Source organism: Geothermobacter hydrogeniphilus (genome assembly GCF_002093115.1).
GTDB lineage: Bacteria > Desulfobacterota > Desulfuromonadia > Desulfuromonadales > Geothermobacteraceae > Geothermobacter_A > Geothermobacter_A hydrogeniphilus.
The window spans coordinates 38,470-57,506 of sequence record NZ_NAAD01000001.1; the positions used below are offsets into that span (position 1 = coordinate 38,470).

Genomic DNA, 19,037 nt, shown 5'->3' on the forward strand with positions numbered 1-19,037 from the left:
GGAGCAGCCGGCCTGTCAGGTCAATGAATCGCTTGAGCTTCATCCTGGATACCCATGCAATCAGCCGCCCTGTATAACAGCCGTATCATTGACACCTACCTTAAATTGCTGCGGGCGCGTTATCCGGACGTGGACTGCTCCGCGATTCTGCAATATGCCGGGATGGAGCCCTATGAGACCGCGGATCAGGGACACTGGTTTTCCCAACAGCAAATCGACCTGTTCTATGAAAAATGTGTGCAACTGACGGGCAATGAAAATATCGCCCGGGAGGCGGGGCGTTTTGCGGCTTCACCCGGAACCCTCGGGGCCATGCGGCAGTATGGTTTGAGTCTTGCCGGTCCGCTCAAGGCTTTTTCCCTGATCGGTACGTCGACCAGGAAGTTCACCCGGTCAAGCGATTATTCTTTTCGCAAGATCAGCAATACCAGGGTGGAGGTTGTTGTCACCACCCGGCCGGGAGTTGCGGAAAAACACTTTCAATGTGACAACAGGGTCGGCTTTTTCGAAGCGATTATCAACGGCTTCAATGTCGGGGCACCGAAGATTGAACATCCCGAGTGCATGTTTCGGGGAGGGCGTCAATGCCGCTACCTGATTTCCTGGAAGCATAATCGCACCACGATTCTGAAAAGGTTTCGTGACGCGGTACTTCTGAGCGTGGCGGTGGTTGTTCCGGCGACTTTCGTTGTTGCGCCCGGTGCTCTGAAAACAGTGCTTGCCGCCGGATTGATTGCCGGGCTGTTTGTCAGCTGGCTGGTTGAGCATGTCCGGGCCCGGGACCTGGAACAGGGGATGGCCCAGCACTGGGAAACCTCTGATCAGCTGGCCGATCAGATTGAACAGAATTATCGCAATACGAAGATGGCGGCCGCGGTAGGTGATGTCATTGCCAACCGGACCAGTATCAGCGAGGTCATCGATTCGGTGGTTCATGCGCTGGAAAAAACCCTTGATTATGACCGTGGTCTGATTCTGCTGGCCAATGAGCAGACCGGACGACTTGAGATCTGCGGCGCCTACGGTTATGTCGAACAGTTCATGGACCTTCTCACCGGGATTTCCTTCAATCTCAACAACCCCGACAGCCGCGGTATGTTTGTCGTGTCCTTTCGGCAGCAGAAACCGCTTCTGATCAACGATGTTGACAAAATTCAGGACTCTCTTTCCCCCAAGTCCAGGGAGTTCCTGCAGGCGCTGAAAACCCGGAGCTTTCTCTGTGTCCCGATCGTTCTGGAGGGCAAGTCGATCGGCATCCTGGCGGTTGATAACCTGGAATCGAAAAAGCCGCTGCTGGTGTCCGACGTCAACCTGCTGATGGGAATTGCCCCTTCGATTGCCCTCAGTATCCAGAATGCCCGACTGCTTGAAACCCGGGCGGCTCAGTTCGATTCAACCCTGCAGGTTCTGGCCGATTCGATCGATGCCCGCGATTTTCTTACCGCCGGCCATTCGGAAAAGGTTGCCGAGTATTCCGTCGGTATTGCCCGGGAGATGGGATTGAACGAAGAATACTGCCATGTTATCCGTCGCGCGGCTCTGCTCCATGACTACGGTAAAATCGGTATTCCCGATTCCATTCTGAAAAAATCCGGGCCGCTCAGCGAGGAGGAAAGAGCGGTTATCAGAACCCATCCGACACGGACCCGGCAGATCCTTGAAAAGGTCGCTTTCGAGGGACTGTACGCCGACATCCCGGAAATTTGTCATGCTCATCACGAAAAGTGGGACGGTACCGGCTATCCCAATGCCTTGAAGGGAGAAGAGATCCCGCTGGGTGCCAGGATTATTGCCGCCGCCGATTTTTTCGAGGCCATCACCGCGGATCGGCACTATCGGGAACCGATGGATATTTCCACCGCCCGGGAAATTTTTCTCGCTGAATCGGGAAAGCACTTTCAGCCCGAGGTCGTTTCTGCCTTCATTCGCTACCTGGAGCGGGTTTCATTGTGCATGCTTCCGGAAGAGCAGGGGAAGGTTCCGGTTTCGCGGCATCCCTGGGGACATCTCAAACAGCGAAGAGCCGGTTACCGGACCGAGGTTTCGGTCAAGGTGGCGCGCAAGGTGATCACCGGAACCAGCGTTCATATCGGTCCGGAAGAAATTTACATCAACAGCCACGAAGTTGGAAAACTGGCAGAAAATGACGAAGTCGCGGTCACCTTCGCCCTGCCGGCGCGACAGGGACTGATCCAGCTTCACGGCAAGGTGGTTGTGATCAATTCCGAGCCTCGTCCGGACCTGTTGCTTCCGGCAGGTTTTACGGTTCATTTCTCCAGCCTGGATTCAAAAACCAGGCAGGTCTTGAGTCATTATGTTGATGGGCATCCGGCGTCGAGATCCGGCCCATCTCTCTGAAACCCGTTGATTGATAAAGGATGTCGACTGATGAATTATCTTATGGAACACCCGGAAGAAGCCGCTCGCCTGGCAAAAAAAACCCGCTCGGAGCAGGTTGCCCGCCAGGCGTCCTGGGCCGGAATAAAGCCGGGGATGCGCGTGCTTGACGTCGGTTGTGGAGTTGGGAAAACTACGGCTGTGCTGAAGCAGGTCGTCGGTGAAACCGGCCACGCCACCGGGCTGGATCTGTCACCTTCACGCCTGCAGGAGGCGGCTGCCTCCTTCGCTGCTCCCGGGCTGGAGTTCGTACAGCATGACATTCGACAGCCCTACGTGTCCCCGGTGCAGTTCGACGCGGTCTGGATAAGGTTTTTGCTGGAATACTTTCGTGAAGACCAGTTGATGGTTGTCCGCAACGCGGTCCACAGTCTCAAACCGGGCGGGCTGCTGGTCGTCGGCGACCTCGACAATAACTGCCTGCTCCATTACGGTCATTCGCAGCGGATGGAAAACACCATCCAGGATGTGCTGCGCTGCCTGCAGGAGAACCATGATTTCGACCCCTACGCGGGGCGCAGGCTGTTCGCCCACATGGTGGATCTCGGGTTTGAGGCCATCGATGTGGCGGTTGAGGCCCATCATCTGTTTTTTGGTGAACTGAACCCGGTGGATGGTGAGAACTGGTTGAGTAAAGTCGAAGTCGCGGTCAAAAATTCCGGCTGTCGCTTTGCCGAATATGATGGTGATTTCGAGGCCGCCCTGACCGAATTCAAAGAGCATCTGTTCAATCCGCGGCGCTTTATCTACACCCCCCTGATCATGGTTCGGGGAACGAAGCCCCTGGGCTGACCTCGATCAGAGCTCGCATGACCTGAATCGGGGTGCTTGTGCCCGTCGGTTGTGCGCGTGAGTCCGGTCAGAATGCGGAACCGGTTTTGCCGTCTGCGGTAATGAGCCTTCTGCTTCGGACTTGACTCAGTGGGCCCCTTGTCGGCGGACAGCACAAGTCTTTGATCTGTCTGAGTTTCCCGGAAATCACCAGCGACCTATGGGAGCGCTGCAGATTTCTGGAAACCACATTCAGACCAGGCGCTTGCACTATTCATCCGACAGGAACTCACTGATTCAGGTCGAATACTATTCAATCCCGGTCATCGGCCGGGCCTGCTACCGTTAGGTAGGTTCTTATGACCATGGTTGCGGCTTCAGAAAATGTGTCCAGACAGGAGAACACCAGACCCGTTTCCCAGCGACAACTGGCTGATCGGGTGAACCGGCTGAACTTCCTTGAGGAACTGATCCTGGTTCAGTTTTCACATCTCAAGTACGGGCAGATGGTGACCGTTACGGCTGCTCCGTTGCCATGTGACGGGACCGCTCTTGAGGCCGGCTGGCGTTCTGAGCTACCCGAGAACTGCTCGCAATATGTCATCTCCGGGATTATTCTGCCCGGGACCCCGCGAGCCTTCGCTTTCGCGGTCGAGGATGCCCGTATCACGGCAGACGGGTTGGTTTGTCAGTTGCCGAAAAAGGGTCAGGCTCTGCCCAAGCGGCAATACTCCCGCATGCGTCCTTTGGCGGGGATCAAGGCCACCTTGTTTCAGCATGGGATCTGTTTTCAGGGAGTCCTGACCGATTTTTCCGCCCACGCGCTGTGTGTTGAGGTGGGGTTCGATACCCCCAACAGCCGCTACTGGATCATGCCCGACCAGGTCGTTCATCTTTCGCTGCAGAGTGACAAAGGGGTCATCTATTCCGGGGAGATGATGGTGATTCGCAGCGAGAACGGGGCCGACACCCTGTTGTTTGTCCTCGCCCCGGTCAACACGAATACCCCCAGGTTTCCCACCAAGAAGTATCGGGGACATCGGGCCTGCCTGCTGCCGGAACCGAGTCTGGCCTTCCGCCACCCGTTGACCGGGCGTTACCTTGAACTGAACGTGGCCGACCTGTCCGGCCTGGGAGTCTGTGTCGAAGAGGCACCGGAACGGTCGATGCTGATTGCCGGCATGATTCTTCCGGAGATGTGCATCAAGTTGGGAGCCGGTTTCGAAATCCCCTGTCGTGGCCAGGTTGTCTACCGGAATGAGTCGGATGACGGGGCCGGGGGGGCGCGGTGCGGCCTGACCCTGCTCGATATCGAAATTCAGGACCACCTGCTTCTGCTTTCGCTGCTGCAGCGGGCCCGCAACAGGCATTCTTATCTGAATCCCTCGGTCGATATCGAATCTCTCTGGGAGTTTTTTTTCGAAACCGGCTTTATTTACCCCTCCAAATACCTGTTGCTGGCCAAGCGTAAAGCAGGATTCCAGGAAACCTTCCGCAAGACCTACCTGGAGCAGACACCGATCGCCCGCCACTTCACGTTCCAGGTTGAAGGACAGATCGAGGCGCATCTTTCGGCCATCCGTCTCTATGAACAGACCTGGTTCCAGCAGCATCACGCGGCCCGGCGGTCCGGTAAACACGCCATCGGCTTCGAAGTTATCCAGCAGCTGGCTGAATATTTCTACAACGCCTGCTTCCTCAGCCGGGACAAGATCGGTTATGTCGCCGGCGTTTATCGGCCGGAAAACCGTTTCCCGCGAAAATATTACCGGGCGATCGTCAGCCAGCTGAAAAACAAGAAAGCCGCCAGTCTGGACGCATTTGCCTATTTCAAAACCATTCCCGAGATTGAAGATCAATGGGCCTGGGCCAAGGTCCCGCCCGATTGGCACGTGGCCCGAACTACCAGGGGCGACCTGGACGAATTGGCGGGGTTTTACGAGCAGATTTCAGGCGGCTGTATGATCGACGCGTTGGACCTGCAGCCGAAGATGATCGGCCGGACGGTGCTTGAGAAGGAATATCGGAACCTCGGCATGATCCGTCGTCGGCATCTTTATTCCATCAAGCGGGGCAGGGAACTGATGGCCGTGGTTGAACTGCATCAATCGGATACCGGCCTTTCTCTTTCCCGGATGGACCGGGTGATTTTCTGTTTCGTTCTCGGAGAGGATCTGCCCCCGGGGTTGTTGACGACCCTGGTCAGGGGGTTTGCCGATAAACTGGGATTGGATCACCCGCCGATGATGGTTTATCCCCGGGATTATGCCGACCGGCACGAACTTGAGGTTGACAAAACCTATGAAATGATGATTCTGAATGTTTATCACGGTGAAGAATATATGCAATTTCTCGATGATTTTATTGCGGCGCACAGTTCTGTCCGGTGATGAAGGACTGACTGAAACGGGGAGACATACAATGAAAAAGGTTTATCTGCTGTTGATTCTGCTGTTTGGAAACGTCGGGGATCTGCAGGCCTCCGGGTTCGGTGTTTTTACCCAGGGGGCTGCGGGACTGGGACAGGGAAATGCCGTTGTCGCGCATTCGCCGGGTCCTTCGAGTCTTTATTTCAATCCCGCCCTGCTGACCGAGGTGCCCGGAACCCGGGTTGAGGCGGGGACAACCCTTGTCTATGCGGACCGGGATTTCACCAGTGACCTCACTGGTAACCGGGAGCCGGGTGACGACGCGCTGCAGTTCCCGAGTACCTTCTATGCCACGCACCAGTTCGATGACCGTTGGAGCGCCGGGTTGGGGCTGTTTTTTCCGTTCGGTCTTGCGACCGAGTGGGATGAAAGCTGGGAGGGACGTTATATCGCCACCCGGTCCGACCTGTTCACCTTCAATATCAATCCGGTTCTTGCCTGCCGACTCAGTGACCGGGTTTCCATTGCCGCCGGGCTTGATGTCCTTTATCTTGACGCCGAACTGGAACGGCAGATCAATTCCACCGGGCTCGGCATTATCCTCAATCCTCCGGGCGGTTTCGGCCCCCTGACGGATGCCGGTCAGCAGTTTTCCGGCGATGGCTGGGGGGTCGGCTATAATATTGGCCTGTTTGTCAGGGTGAGCGACCGGGTGAATTTCGGCGCAACCTTCCGCAGCCATATCGATGTCGATGTCGATGGCAACCTCAACTTTTCCATTCCCCCTGACGCGGCGATGCTGGCCTCGGTCCTGACCGATACCAGTGGGCATGCTGATGTCCGTCTGCCCCGCCAGGCGACTTTCGGTCTGGCCTGGGAGGCGAGCGGACAGTTGACGCTGGAGGTCGGTGGGCGCTGGGAAGACTGGAGTTCGACCGACGAGTTGCGGGTCGATCTCGACCAGCCTGTTCTGGGACAATCAAGCGATGTCATGCCGCGTGACTGGGATGATACCTGGGCCTTCAACATCGGTGGGGAGTATCAGCTGAACGATACGGTGGCTCTCAGGGCCGGTTATCTCTACAGTGACAATCCGGTTCCGGCATCGACCTTCGACCCCTCCGTGCCCGACGCCGATGCGCAACTGCTGACCCTTGGGGCCGGTTTTTCCCTGGATCGCTGGACCCTTGACCTGGCCTATGGCTTTGAGCATCACCGCAGCCGGAATAAAAACAATGCGGTGGGGGCGTCAACCGGGTTCGCGGCCAATGGCAAGTACAGCACCGATCTGCACCTGGTCGCCGCCAGTCTCGCTTACCAGTTTTGAATAACTGATCTTGCAGGGGGCAAAAAAGCGGGACCGCCGATTGGCGGTCCCGCTTTTTTTGCGTGTAAGCAGGTGGCTTGTCAGCCGAGAATCTGCTTCAGGTCTTCTTCCGGGGTGCTGATCGGGGCGATGTTGAAGTTCTCGACCAGGAAGTTCAGCACGTTGGGAGTGATGAAGGCCGGCAGTGTGGGGCCGAGTTTGATGTCTTTGATTCCCAGGTGCAGCAGGGTCAGCAGGATGGCGACCGCCTTCTGTTCATACCAGGAGAGGATGAAGGAGAGCGGCAGGTCGTTGACTCCGCAGTCGAAGGCGTCCGCCAGGGCGACTGCGATCTGCACCGCCGAGTAGGCGTCGTTGCACTGACCGATATCGAGCAGTCGCGGGATGCCGCCGATGTCGCCGAATTCCATCTTGTTGAAGCGGTATTTTCCGCAGGCCAGGGTCAGGATGACGGTGTCCTTGGGAGCTTGTTCTGCAAACTCGGTGTAGTAATTGCGGCCCGGTTTGGCGCCGTCGCAGCCGCCGACCAGGAAGAAGTGCTTGATCGCGCCGGACTTGACCGCCTCGATCACCTTGTCAGCGACACCGAGTACGGCGTTGTGACCGAAACCGGTGAGAATCTCCTGCCCCGGGTTGTCCTCAAAACCTTCACAGGCCAGGGCACAGTCGATCACTGCGGAGAAATCCCAGCCTTCAACATGCTTGATGTCGGGGAACTGTACGCGTCCCCAGGTGAAGAGCCGGTCCTTGTAGTTCTCGGCCGGGCGCTGAATACAGTTGGTGTTGAAAATGATCGCGCCGGGGAAGGCCTGGAATTCCTTGTGCTGGTCCTGCCAGGCACCGCCGTAGTTGCCGACCAGGTGAGCATATTTCTTCAGCCCCGGGTAGCCGTGTGCCGGCAGCATTTCGCCATGAGTGTAGATGTTGATGCCCTTGCCTTCAGTCTGGATCAGCAACTCCTCCAGGAAGCGCAGATCATGACCGGAAACCAGGATCGCCTTGCCGGCCTTGGTGCCGAGTTGCACCGGGGTCGGTACCGGATGTCCGTAGCGGTCGGTGTGGGCCTTGTTGAGCAGTTCCATGGTGACCAGGTTGATACGGCCGGTTTCCATGGCAATGCCGACGTAGTCCATCAGGCCGAGGCTGTCGTCGAGCAGTTGGGAGAGGGCCTTGTGGGTGAAGGCATAGATTTCATCGCTCTCACGTTCGAGGATGATGGCGTGGTCGGCATAGGCTGCATAGCCCTTGATGCCGAACAGGATGGTGCTGCGCATCGACTGTACATCGGGATCGATGGCCGGATCCTTGACGCCGTGCAGCTGGGCAAGGGCGAGCTGGGCGGCCCGGTCGGCGGGGAAGTCCCATGCCTGCGCGGCCGGCGGAACCTGACCGTTGTAGGCGCCGCCGTTGGCTTTTTCGAACAGAGCCTGGGCCTGGTTGCGGTACGCGACGGCTTCACTGACGACCTTGGCGACCGAGTCATCATCGAAATCGACGTTGGTGACGGTGGTGAACAATGCCTCGATGACGAAGCGGTCGATAGCGGAATCTTTGGCCCCTTTTTCGCGGGCAAGGTTGGCCCAGAAGCTGATGCCCTTGACGGTGTAGACCAGCAGGTCCTGCAGATCGGAGGTGGTCGCCTGCTTGCCGCAGACACCGACCTTGTCGCATCCGGTTCCCTTGGCGGCGGTTTCACATTGGTAACAGAACATAATGGTTTTCTCCTTTTGGGTGTTTTGGGGTTTGACCCGTCTAGTGCTATCGTATTTTTTCAGGATGTCAATTGTCCGGAACCATCGGCAGCTTCGGTACGCTATAATGATTTCCGTCCGATTGAACTGGCGTCACCTTAGCGCCGTTTTGTCCACCTCAACCTTGACGCAAATCAAAGCCACTGATTTTTTTGAGGAGATTTTTCATTTTGACTGTTCCTGACCGCAACTACTGGCTGATGAAATCGGAACCCGGCTGTTATGGATTGCAGACTCTGAAGGATGAACCGGAGCAGATCACCTGCTGGGACGGAGTTCGCAACTATCAGGCCCGCAATCTGTTGCGGGATCGGATCCGGGTCGGCGACGGGGTTCTTTTCTATCACAGCAACATCCGGTGGCCGGCCGTGGTCGGACTGGCCGAGGTGGTTCGTGACAGCTATCCCGACCACACCGCGCTCGACCCGAACGCCGATCATTTCGATCCGAAGTCCAGTGTGGACAACCCGGTCTGGTATATGGTCGACATCCAGTATCGGGCGACGCTGCCGCGGCCTCTGACCCGGGTCGATCTGGCCGGCCACCCCGTCCTGTCCGGCATGGGGGTGCTGAAAAAGGGCAATCGTCTTTCGGTTCAGCCGGTCAGCGCCGCCGAGTGGCGGGCGATCCTTGAGCTGAGCGGTCTGCCCGATCCGCTGACAGGAGGACGCCGCCCGTGAAACCTGCCGTCAAGATTATCGGCTGGGGGCTGGTTCTGCTCTGCCTGGGAGGACTTGCGCTCTTTCTGCTGGCCCGGGTGTTGATCACGCCGGAAAGAGTCCGGCAGGCGGTGGTGCCGGTCGTGGAACGGGTGTTTGAACGTCCGGTCGAGATCGGGATGGTCGATATCGATCTTTTCAGCGGCATCACTCTGGATAAGCTGGTGGTTCCGGCCAAGGGGGGGGAGCCGTTGCTGCAGGTCGATCGGGTAGTGCTGCGGTACCGTTTCTGGGCCCTGTTGACCGGGCAGCTGATGATTGACCGGGTTCGCCTTGAACATCCGGTCGCCCGCCTGCAGCGTACCGCTGCCGGTGCCTGGGTTTTTGCCGGTCTGCCGGCATCCGCTGAGCAGGATACCGCCGTTGCTCCGCAAACATCGCCGGTTCCGGCCCCGGGTGGCAGCGACCGGGATGACGGATTGCCCTTCAAGCTGCTGATACGGGCCGTCGATGTGACCAACGGGCAGCTGGACGTGACCGACCGACGGCTCAACCCCAGGGCACCGTACCGGTTTGTGCTTCAGAATATCAATCTCCGGGTGCAGAATCTCTCCCTGGAAAACCCCTTCCCGATTGCTGTCGCGCTGGAACTCAACGGCGGACGGGTCGAACTGGACGGTCTGCTTGATCCGCAACGCCGCAAGCATGATCTGCAGCTGCGGTTTACCGACTTCGACCTGGCGCCGCTGGCTCCTTACGGCAAAGATCTGCTGCCGGGAATTTTCAGTCGCGCGCAACTGCAGGGGACGCTCCAGTTCGCCGGTAACAGGAAAGATTTCAGTCTCGGCGGAGAGCTTCGCCTGCAACAGGTTTATCTTGAACTTGATGCGTTGCGCAACCTGCCGATTCAGAATGCCGTCCTGGTCATTGCTCCCGATCTCAATGTCAACAGGACCACCGGGCTGGTCACGTTCGGTCCGACCATGATCAGCTACAACGGGATCAGTGTCAGGATCCAGGGCAATCTGGATCATCTGGACAAGGTGCCGCGAGCCGAATTGCGGCTCAGTTGGCAGGACCAGGATATGCGGGCTATTCTCAACGCACTTCCGGCCGGTCTGCTGCCGCAGCTGGGGCAGCTTGATCCCGCCGGGAAGATATCCGGATCGCTGGGGTTGCGGGGACCGCTTGATGATCCGGCTTCGCTGCTGCAGGCGGGAGAACTGACGCTTGATGCTGTTCAGGTCAATCTTGGCCGTCTGCGGCCCGCCCTGAGCGGAACCCTGCAGCTGGTGGGACACGGTCTGGCGAGTCGGAAACTGCAGTTGCGGATCGGCGATGAAACCGCCCTGCTGCAACTGGCGGTCAAGGATGTTACGCAGAAGCCGTTGCAGCTGCAGAGCCGGTTTTCGGCTGAGTCCTTCAATTTCGACAAGGTTTTCCCCGCGACATCGCTGCCGGATGATACGGCCGCTTCCGGGGATGGCGGGGCGGGTGCGGTTGTGCCTGTTGACCAGAGAACGCGCCCGGTTGTGTCCGGCAGTGATGAAGAACCCGGCCCCATCGAAATCCCCCTGGTGGCGGATGGTTCGGTTGCTGTCGGCGCCGGGGTGATTTCCGGTCTTGAAATAAATAATCTGCAGATGGACTATCATCTCGCCGACAACCGGTTGCAGATACGCCGGCTGAGCGCGGATTTGGCTGACGGAAAGATCAACAGCAGCGGAGAGATCGACCTGGGCAAAAAGGGGTTCGCCTATCGAACGGACCTGCAGCTGCAGAACGTGGCGGTCGCGCCTCTGCTGCAGGTCCTGTTGCCGGACATGGCGGGCAGTCTCAGCGGTCGATTGTCACTGCAGGGCACCCTCTCGGGGAGGGGCGTGACCCGGGCTTCTTTGCAGCGCAAACTGCAGGGACAGGGGAGGCTGTCTCTGCAGGACGGGATTGCCGACGGGACCAGGTTGAGCCGTGGCCTGGTGGCGTTGCTGGGGCTTGATCAACTGCGAAAAATCGAGATGCATCAGGCCGACGGAACGTTCAAAATCGTCGCTGGAAAGGCCCTGGTCAAAGGGGTGATCGCCGGTCGTGACCTGCGCATGGCGCCGGAGGGAAGCATCCGGTTCGGCGGCAGGGTCGACCTGGCGTTGCCGACCAGCCTCGCTCCCGCGGTTGCGGCGAAGCTTGATCGTCGCGGGCTTTTCGGCCGACTGATCAAGGATGAACAGGGTTGGACCCTGTTGCCGCTGAAAGTAGAAGGGACTTTTGATGACCCGAAGGTGGGGCTCGACAGCCGCAGGTTGGGCCGGATGGCCGAGAAACAACTGATACGCAAACTGGAAAAAAAGCTGCAGAAAAAAAACAACTCATCCGATACGACGGGGGGTGGATCCCTGCCGGAAAAATTGCTCAAAGATACGTTGCGTGGTCTGCTCGGAGAGTGACGGTCCGGGATGGTCTGCCGAGAGGCGGCGGCACGGTTGTTTTGACAAAAAGGTTTTTTTTCATTATAAACAGCTGAATTTATGGACTCAACTGATTCAGGTGATAGTCAAGGAGGGGTCGTTTGGCAGAGAATCGTAATCAGCCTCGTCACCGTAAACGGATTCAGGTGAAGTATGGGGTGGAAGCACCCTCCCGGGTCGGTTTCACCGAAGACATTTCCGACGAAGGTTTCTTCATCAAGTCCGCCATTGTCCTGCGCCCCGGGACGATCCTGCAGGTTGAACTGAGAACTCCCGACGGAGAAGTCATCAGCATCGAAGGCCGCATTCGCTGGGCGAAAAAAGTCCCGCCGAATCTTCTTCACCGGGTCAAGGGTGGCATGGGCATCAAGATCCGGCGATTCAATTCCGGCCAGGATGCCTATCGGCGCTTCTGTGTCGAATTGCACAAGCGCTATGCCTGATGGCGTCGCAAAAACCTTTTGTGTTCTTGGGAAAGCATCATGCCTGATGCTTGTCGTACCAAAGCAAATGAGGACTTTCTGGAGTGCAGATGCCAATTGAGCAGAACATGGTAAACTTTCATCAATGTTACTCTTGCAGCCGGAGAACTGAAAGTGGCCATGGCAAAACTCAAAATCCTCGTTGCCGACGACCATAGTGTGGTTCGGGAAGGAATCCGCCGGTTGCTGGAAAGAGAGGCGGATATCGAGGTTGTCGCCGAAGCGGAAGATGGCCTTGATACCCTGAAAAAACAGTCACGACATCGACCCGATCTCGTCATCCTCGACCTCGAGATGCCCCGATTGAACGGGACCGAGGTGACCAGGCAGCTCTGTGCCGCGTCCCATCCTCCCCGGGTGCTGATCCTCTCCGGTTTTTACTGCGATGATTCCCTGCGGGCGGTCCTCAACGCCGGCGCGCGTGGCTATCTGCTCAAGGGGGGCGGGGCCAAAGATCTGCTGCCGGCGGTCAGGGCGGTTGCCGCCGGTCGTTATTTCTTCAGCCGGCAGTTGCAGTCTGATGTGGTCGGCGCCTACCTGGACAAATCTTCCCGGGCGGAAAAGTCCTCCGGTATTCAGCAGCTCAGTGACCGCGAACGGCAGGTTTTTTTACTGATCGTCGAAGGATACAATACCGGCAGGATCGCTGATATGCTGAGCATCAGTCCCAAAACCGCCGAAAAACACCGCGCGTCAATTATCCGCAAACTTGGCGTCAATACCCCGGTCGACATGGTTCGCTACGCCATCCGCCATGGCGTTATTCAGGCCGAAAGTTGGGGGCGCAGACAGGCCTGACCTGTTTTTGTCCGTGATCATCCCACCTCGTTGTAATCCCGTTTACGAAAATCGACTCCCAGTTCGGCGGCAATCCGCTCGCAGGCGGCAATGTCGATTCCCGGCAGAGTGACCGCGGTGGCGATCACTTCGGGGATGCAGTCCGTGGCCAGACGGAGAAAGTCCTTGACCGCCTGGTAGCTTCGTTCGCCGAACCCCGATTGACACCACTGCTGATAGGTTTCGGCATCGGCCGCGTTGAGCGAAACCGAGAGGGTATCGACCAGGCCTGCCAGGTCCGGCAGGATATTGCGCCCATGGACCAGGTTGGCCTGGCCGTCGGTGTTGATGCGAACCTTGACACCGTTCTCTTTCAGCCAGGCGGCAACGGTGCGGACCAGGTCGAGACGCAGCAGCGGTTCCCCGTAGCCGCAGAAGACTACTTCGCTGAAGCGGGATGGGTCGCCGATGGCGGCGATCACCTCGGCGGCGTCCGGTTCGTGATCAAGCTTCAGCTGGTGGCCCTTGACGTTGAAGTCCTTGAACTTGGCGCAGAACCGGCAACGGTTGGTGCATCGATTGGTGATGTTCAGATAGAGGGAGTCACGGATCTGGTAGGCAATTTTGCTGCTCTGGTCGATTGTACCGATACCGAACAGCCGATGGGCGTTAAGCTGCGTGATGCGTGACAGATCCTCCAGGCTGATCCCCTTGAGTTCGGCGACTTTTTCGGCCGTCAGCCGGACATGGGCCGGCTCGTTGCGTCGGCCGCGAAATGTCTGCGGCGCGAGGTAGGGGCAATCGGTTTCGACCAGCAGATATTCGGTGGGAATGGTTTTGACCACCGCGCGCAGGGCGTCGTTGCGCGGGTAGGTGACCGGTCCGGCAAAGGAGATGAAAAAACCGAGATCAAGACAGGCGCGGGCCAGCTCGGCGTCACCGCTGAAGCAGTGCAGAACTCCGCGCAGTTCATTCCCCCCGGCCTGCCGCAGCAGGGCCAGGACATCCTCATGGGCGTCACGGTCATGGATGATGACCGGCAGTTCGAGTTCGCGGGCCAGGTTGAGCTGCTGGAGAAAAGCCTGGCGCTGAACCTCCCGGGGCGAATGGTCACGATAGTAGTCGAGGCCGATTTCTCCAATGGCCACCACCTTCTCTTGACCTGCCAGTTTCCGCAGCTCCGCCAGACTCTGATCGTTGACAGCGGTTGCGTCATGAGGGTGAAAGCCGACGGCGGCATAAATGAAATCATGCGCCGCCGCCAGCTCACAGCTTTTCCTGGAACTTTCGAGATCACAGCCGATGGTGATGATGTGGCTGATCGCGGCTTCTTCGGCCCGCAGCAGGACCTGGTCGAGATCATCGCCGAACTGGCTGCTGTCGAGGTGGGCGTGGGTATCGATAAGGGGGGCAAGCGCCATTTTCAACTCCCGTGTCAAACCGAATGGGGCGCTTGAAAAAGCGCCCCGAATTGCGGTCGATCTATGTGCGGCAACCTAGTATTCTACGCTATCTCAACCCGCGGGAACAGGGGCGGGGCCTTGGCGATGGCTGTTCCGGCCGTGAGTCCGCCCCAGCCGTCCTTATCGACCAGGCCGGTCTGTTGTGGATCACATCCCAGGGTGGCGAGAATGGTTTCCGCGGATTGCGGCATGAAGGGGGCAACCAGCAGGGCGATCAGGCGCTGCAGTTCCATCAGGTTGTACATGACGGTAGCGAGACGCGGCTGCAGCGCGGGATCCTTGGCCAGGGTCCAGGGAGCGGTGTCGTCGATGTACTTGTTGCCGGCGGCGATCAGGCCCCAGATGGAAATCAGTGCCTTGTTGAAGGCCAGGGCGTTCATCTGCTCATCGACCTGGGCGATGGTCTGCGGCACCAGTTCCTCGATCAGGCGGCGATCGATCTCTTCAAGTTCCCCGGCAGCCGGCAGGATGCCGGCGAAATACTTGTGCACCATGGAACTGGTGCGGCTGAGCAGGTTGCCGAGGTCGTTGGCGAGGTCGGAATTGATGCGATGAACCAGCGCCGAATGAGAGAAATCTCCATCGAGACCGAAGGGAACTTCACGCAACAGGAAATAACGGATGGCATCGACCCCGTACTTGTCGATCAGCATGTTCGGCTCGACGACGTTGCGCAGGCTTTTGCTCATTTTCTGCCCTTCGACGGTCCACCAGCCGTGGGCGAACACTTTTTTCGGCAACGGCAGCCCTGCCGCCAGCAGGAAGGTCGGCCAGTAGACGGTGTGAAAACGCAGGATGTCCTTGCCGATCACCTGCACGTCGGCCGGCCAGAATTTCTTCACCTTGCCATCCTCGTCCTGCGGATAGCCGAGGGCGGTGATGTAGTTGGAGAGTGCATCGAACCAGACATAAATAACATGCTTGTCATTGCCGGGAACCGGGATGCCCCAACTGAATGTGGTCCGGGAAATCGAAAGATCGCGCAGGCCTTCCTTGACGAAGTTGAGAATTTCGTTGCGGCGGCTGCGCGGTTGGATGAAATCGGGGTTCTGCTCGATATGTTCCAGCAACTGCTGCTGGTACTTGCTCATACGAAAGAAATAGGATTCCTCCTTGAGCTTGTCGGTCGGTCGGCCGCAATCGGGACAGTTACCGTCCATCAGCTGGGTTTCGGTCCAAAAGGTTTCGCAGGGGGTGCAGTACCAGTCCTCGTACTCCCCGAGGTAGATGTCTCCCTTGGCCTCTATCCGTTCGAACAGCCGGCGTACGCCTTCCTTGTGCCGCTCCTGGGTGGTGCGGATGAAATCGGTGTTGGCGATGTTCAGCTTTTCCCACAGTCCCTGGAACCGCTGCATGACCCGGTCTGCCAGTTCCAGCGGGGTCTCTCCCTGGGTCAGGGCCGCCTTCTCAACTTTCTGACCATGCTCGTCAGTGCCGGTGAGAAAGAAAACCTGGTAACCGCGGGCGCGCTTGTAGCGGGCCAGCACATCGCAGGCAAGGGTGGTGTAGGCGTGCCCGATATGCGGCACGTCATTGACATAATAAATGGGGGTCGTGATGTAAAAACTTTTCGACATGAATCGGCTCCCTATTCCGTCGTCTGCGGTTTACGCCGCCTGCGCCGCCGCCGGCGTTTGGGCTTGCCGTCGCCCGGTTGCGGCTGCTGCTGCGGTTTTTGTGGTTGGTTGCGTTGCGGCTGATGTCTGTCCTGCGGTCTGCCCTGTGACCGATCGCCGGTTGTTTTTTGTTTGTCCCGGGGCTTTTCCCGCTTCTGTTCCTGTTTGTTGTCTCCGCCCGATTTCGCCTGGCGACGGTCTCCATCGCCGCGGCCGCTTCGGCGTTTATCACCGCTGCGCCGTTCACGCCGGTCCTGGCGTCCCGCCGAATCCCGATCCGGCCGGGACTGTCGGGAATCTTCCCGGGCCGCCCCGGTCAACTCCTCGATTTCCCCGGAGGCGAGCTGCTCTCCGGTGACCTTGATTTTTTTGCCGTCTCCGGTGCCGAGCAGAACTTCCCGGGAGAGGACATTGACATCCAGAACCTGAACCTTGCAGCCGCAGACCTCGATCTTTTTCCCGCATTTCGGCAGCCCCTTGCGCAACTTGCAGTAGGTTTCAAATTCGTAGCTGAGACAGCAGAGCAGACGGCCGCACTGGCCCGATATCTTGTTCGGATTCAGCGCCAGCCCCTGTTCCTTGGCCATCTTGACCGAGACCGGGGTGAAGTCGGTTAAAAAGGTGCAGCAACAGAGTTCCCTGCCGCAGACGCCAAGGCCGCCGACCAGTTTGGCTTCATCACGAACGCCGATCTGGCGCATTTCAATCCGGGTATGAAAGTGGTGTGCCAGATCCTTGACCAGTTCGCGAAAATCGACCCGCCCGTCGGCGGTGAAAAAGAAAATAATCTTGGATCCGTCAAACAGGTATTCCGCCTTGACCAGCTTCATTTCCATGCGCCGTTGAATGATACGCTGCTGGCAGAATTTGAGCGCTTCCTGTTCGCGGGTGGAATTGACCGCGGCCAGTTTGAGATCCTCCTCGGTCGCCAGGCGAACCACGCTTTTCAACTCTCGGGGACAGTCATCTTCGCTCCGCTCTTCGACCGGCGTCACCACTGTTCCCAGGGCGCGCCCGCGGTCTGTTTCGACAACCACCCGCTGACCGACTTCGAGGTCGAAATCCTGGGCGTTGAAATGGTAGCGTTTTCCGGCGTCGCGGAATTTTATCGTTACGATATGCATACGTCGTTTGTCTTCCATTGAATGTTGATGCTTTCGCAGAAGAAGGGCATCAATGTGGCCATGTGGTCAGGCCGGCGCCAGTCGCTGCAGCAGAACTTCCATCGCCAGTTGCCGGTTCACATTGCGTTCCAGCTGGAGACGCGTTGCCGCCAGGGCGTCCAGCTTCAACAGCAGGCTTTCTTCCGTTTCCAGCCGGGCGACACGTTCAATTTTTTCACGCAGGTCAAGGTTGACCCACTCGTTTTCCGGACGGCCATGTTTGTGCAGCAGCAGATCCCGGAAAAAAGTTTGAAAGATCCCCAGTATTTCCTGCAGCTGTTCCTTCTGGCCGGCCAGTTTCTCCGCGAATTCGAAACGCGGCAGGATCGAGCCGCCGGTGAGTGCCGTCAACTCACGCAGCAGTTCCCGGCGCTGTTCCAGGTAGAGTCGGCGATCTTTGCCGAAAGCTTTTTTAAAGCTTCCTTCGGCCAGGGCGGAGAGGACATGGCTTTCCGCGTCCCCGATACCGAGCTGCTGCTGCAGAACCTGTTGCAGCACGTCCCGTTGCAGACGCCTGAAGGGCAGCCGCTGGCAGCGGGACCGGATGGTGCTGAGCAGGCGGTCCGGGTGGGCCGACAGCAGGATGATCAGCGCGTCTCCGGGAGGCTCTTCCAGAGTTTTGAGCAACGCGTTGCCGGCTGCCGGGTTGAGATACTCGGCGCCGTTGATCAGGCAGATTTTCTTCTTCGCCTCCAGCGGCCGCAGCGACAGGCTGCGCTGCAGCTCGCGTATCTGGTCTATTTTGATGCTGGTCCCTTCAACCTCGAGCAGATGCAGGTCCGGATGGTTGTGATGGTCGACCTTGCGGCAGGCGACGCAATCCCCGCATCCGGTTCCCCGGCTGCAGAAGACGGCCCTGGCCACGCCCAGCGCCATCAGGCGTTTGCCGATACCTTCCGGTCCTTCAAACAGGTAGGCATGGGCCAGTCGGTCGGATGCCAGCGCCCGGCGCAGGATCTCCTTCTGGCTCTGATGACCAAGAATCTGTTCAAAAGTCATGGTCGATCAGGGGCCGGCAGCGGCAATCGCCGGTTGAGGGCTTGTCGCAATCTCATTTGAACTTCCTCGATGCTGCCACGGGCATCAATAACCGATATCGATTTATCTTCGGCGGCGAGTTGAAGATAACCATCGCGAACCCGGTTGTGAAAATCCTCATCCTCGGCTTCGAAACGTCCCTCGTTTTCTCCCTTGTTCACCCGGTTTCGCTGCCGGGCCCGGGCGACGCCGGCGGTTGTCGGGTAGTCGAGCAACAGGGTGAGATCAGGGCGCGCAGTCCCCACGGCCAGCTTGTTCATGGTCCTGATCAGGTCGAGGTCAAGCCCTCGGCCGTAGCCCTGATAGGCCAGGGTGGCCGCGGTATAGCGGTCACAGATGACGATCTGACCCCGGGCCAGGGCGGGGCGGATGACCTCGGCTACGTGCTGGGCGCGGGCCGCCGCGTAGAGCAGCAGTTCCGCGTCGGCCGCCATCCCCTGATGGGCGGGATCAAGCAGGATGGCCCGTATCCGGTCGGCGATGAGACAGCCTCCCGGTTCACGGGTTCTGAGGACCTCGTAGCCGTTTGATTCCAGCCAGATGGACAGCAGTTCGGCCTGCGTGGTTTTGCCGGAGCCTTCGACCCCTTCGAGTGTGATGAAAAACGCCATGAATTCACTTGATTGAGGTATGACTCCTGAAAGAGAAGCATTATAGAGAACCGCTCCTGAAAGAATCAAGAGATTTAACCCAAATCCACCGGCTGTTTTGCGGAGCGAGGGTGACGGGACGGGTGAATCCCGAAATTGCTGGTGGATTTGG

The 19,037-nt window shown here is 58.3% G+C and carries 14 protein-coding genes; 8 read left to right on the forward strand and 6 right to left on the reverse strand.

Annotated elements, in window-relative coordinates; all coding sequences use genetic code 11:
- Window positions 1-54: 54 nt before the first annotated feature.
- The 4 genes from B5V00_RS00185 to B5V00_RS00200 all read left to right on the forward strand — a co-directional run bounded on the left by B5V00_RS00185 (window position 55) and on the right by B5V00_RS00200 (window position 6,864).
- Window positions 55-2,358: an HD-GYP domain-containing protein gene (locus B5V00_RS00185; RefSeq protein ID WP_085008292.1), complete on the forward strand. Its 2,304-nt coding sequence runs from the start codon at window positions 55-57 to the stop codon at window positions 2,356-2,358.
- A gap of 30 nt (window positions 2,359-2,388) precedes the next feature.
- On the forward strand, window positions 2,389-3,189 hold the full coding sequence (locus B5V00_RS00190) for a class I SAM-dependent methyltransferase (RefSeq protein WP_085008294.1): 801 nt from the start codon (window positions 2,389-2,391) through the stop codon (window positions 3,187-3,189).
- 338 nt (window positions 3,190-3,527) lie between these two features.
- The gene (locus tag B5V00_RS00195; protein WP_085008296.1) at window positions 3,528-5,558 is read left to right on the forward strand and encodes a PilZ domain-containing protein; all 2,031 of its coding nucleotides are present in this window, start codon (window positions 3,528-3,530) and stop codon (window positions 5,556-5,558) included.
- Between the two features lie 31 nt (window positions 5,559-5,589).
- Complete coding sequence (locus B5V00_RS00200; RefSeq protein ID WP_085008298.1) at window positions 5,590-6,864, forward strand: OmpP1/FadL family transporter; 1,275 nt, start codon at window positions 5,590-5,592, stop codon at window positions 6,862-6,864.
- Window positions 6,865-6,944: 80 nt separating this feature from the next.
- Here B5V00_RS00200 and hcp read toward each other — a convergent pair whose 3' ends face one another.
- Window positions 6,945-8,576 carry a hydroxylamine reductase gene (hcp, locus tag B5V00_RS00205; RefSeq protein ID WP_085008300.1) on the reverse strand — a complete coding sequence of 544 codons (1,632 nt, stop codon included), beginning with the start codon at window positions 8,574-8,576 and terminating at the stop codon, window positions 6,945-6,947.
- Window positions 8,577-8,815: 239 nt separating this feature from the next.
- Here hcp and B5V00_RS00210 point away from each other — a divergent pair, with 239 nt between their 5' ends.
- From B5V00_RS00210 to B5V00_RS00225, 4 genes are all read left to right on the forward strand, one after another.
- Window positions 8,816-9,295 carry an EVE domain-containing protein gene (locus B5V00_RS00210; RefSeq protein ID WP_085008936.1) on the forward strand — a complete coding sequence of 160 codons (480 nt, stop codon included), beginning with the start codon at window positions 8,816-8,818 and terminating at the stop codon, window positions 9,293-9,295.
- Window positions 9,292-11,715 (forward strand): AsmA family protein, encoded by a 2,424-nt coding sequence (locus B5V00_RS00215; RefSeq protein ID WP_085008301.1) that lies wholly within the window; start codon window positions 9,292-9,294, stop codon window positions 11,713-11,715. The genes B5V00_RS00210 and B5V00_RS00215 overlap by 4 nt, the downstream gene beginning before the upstream one ends.
- A gap of 122 nt (window positions 11,716-11,837) precedes the next feature.
- Complete coding sequence (locus B5V00_RS00220; RefSeq protein WP_085008303.1) at window positions 11,838-12,179, forward strand: PilZ domain-containing protein; 342 nt, start codon at window positions 11,838-11,840, stop codon at window positions 12,177-12,179.
- A gap of 159 nt (window positions 12,180-12,338) precedes the next feature.
- Window positions 12,339-13,016: a response regulator gene (locus B5V00_RS00225; protein WP_085008305.1), complete on the forward strand. Its 678-nt coding sequence runs from the start codon at window positions 12,339-12,341 to the stop codon at window positions 13,014-13,016.
- Window positions 13,017-13,033: 17 nt separating this feature from the next.
- Here the strand turns inward: B5V00_RS00225 and B5V00_RS00230 are convergent, their stop codons facing one another.
- From B5V00_RS00230 to tmk, 5 genes are all read right to left on the reverse strand, one after another.
- Window positions 13,034-14,416: a TatD family hydrolase gene (locus tag B5V00_RS00230; protein WP_085008307.1), complete on the reverse strand. Its 1,383-nt coding sequence runs from the start codon at window positions 14,414-14,416 to the stop codon at window positions 13,034-13,036.
- An 83-nt stretch (window positions 14,417-14,499) separates the two neighbouring features.
- Window positions 14,500-16,035 carry a methionine--tRNA ligase gene (gene metG / locus B5V00_RS00235; RefSeq protein WP_085008309.1) on the reverse strand — a complete coding sequence of 512 codons (1,536 nt, stop codon included), beginning with the start codon at window positions 16,033-16,035 and terminating at the stop codon, window positions 14,500-14,502.
- Between the two features lie 11 nt (window positions 16,036-16,046).
- Window positions 16,047-17,216 carry a PSP1 domain-containing protein gene (locus B5V00_RS00240; protein WP_139800599.1) on the reverse strand — a complete coding sequence of 390 codons (1,170 nt, stop codon included), beginning with the start codon at window positions 17,214-17,216 and terminating at the stop codon, window positions 16,047-16,049.
- A 48-nt stretch (window positions 17,217-17,264) separates the two neighbouring features.
- Window positions 17,265-18,236, reverse strand: coding sequence for a DNA polymerase III subunit delta' (holB, locus tag B5V00_RS00245; protein WP_085008311.1), 972 nt, complete (start codon window positions 18,234-18,236; stop codon window positions 17,265-17,267).
- Window positions 18,233-18,886 (reverse strand): dTMP kinase, encoded by a 654-nt coding sequence (gene tmk / locus B5V00_RS00250; protein ID WP_085008313.1) that lies wholly within the window; start codon window positions 18,884-18,886, stop codon window positions 18,233-18,235. Before tmk ends, holB begins: the two co-directional genes overlap by 4 nt.
- Between the last annotated feature and the right edge of the window lie 151 nt (window positions 18,887-19,037).

Bases quoted from the DNA above. Each gene is read 5' to 3' on its own strand.
- B5V00_RS00195 (WP_085008296.1), top strand. From the start codon at position 3,528: ATGACCATGGTTGCGGCTTCAGAAAATGTGTCCAGACAGGAGAACACC.
- tmk (WP_085008313.1), bottom strand. From the start codon at position 18,886: ATGGCGTTTTTCATCACACTCGAAGGGGTCGAAGGCTCCGGCAAAACC.
- metG (WP_085008309.1), bottom strand. From the start codon at position 16,035: ATGTCGAAAAGTTTTTACATCACGACCCCCATTTATTATGTCAATGAC.
- B5V00_RS00185 (WP_085008292.1), top strand. From the start codon at position 55: ATGCAATCAGCCGCCCTGTATAACAGCCGTATCATTGACACCTACCTT.
- B5V00_RS00225 (WP_085008305.1), top strand. From the start codon at position 12,339: ATGGCAAAACTCAAAATCCTCGTTGCCGACGACCATAGTGTGGTTCGG.
- B5V00_RS00210 (WP_085008936.1), top strand. From the start codon at position 8,816: ATGAAATCGGAACCCGGCTGTTATGGATTGCAGACTCTGAAGGATGAA.
- B5V00_RS00240 (WP_139800599.1), bottom strand. From the start codon at position 17,216: ATGGAAGACAAACGACGTATGCATATCGTAACGATAAAATTCCGCGAC.
- holB (WP_085008311.1), bottom strand. From the start codon at position 18,236: ATGACTTTTGAACAGATTCTTGGTCATCAGAGCCAGAAGGAGATCCTG.
- B5V00_RS00230 (WP_085008307.1), bottom strand. From the start codon at position 14,416: ATGGCGCTTGCCCCCCTTATCGATACCCACGCCCACCTCGACAGCAGC.
- hcp (WP_085008300.1), bottom strand. From the start codon at position 8,576: ATGTTCTGTTACCAATGTGAAACCGCCGCCAAGGGAACCGGATGCGAC.
- B5V00_RS00190 (WP_085008294.1), top strand. From the start codon at position 2,389: ATGAATTATCTTATGGAACACCCGGAAGAAGCCGCTCGCCTGGCAAAA.
- B5V00_RS00200 (WP_085008298.1), top strand. From the start codon at position 5,590: ATGAAAAAGGTTTATCTGCTGTTGATTCTGCTGTTTGGAAACGTCGGG.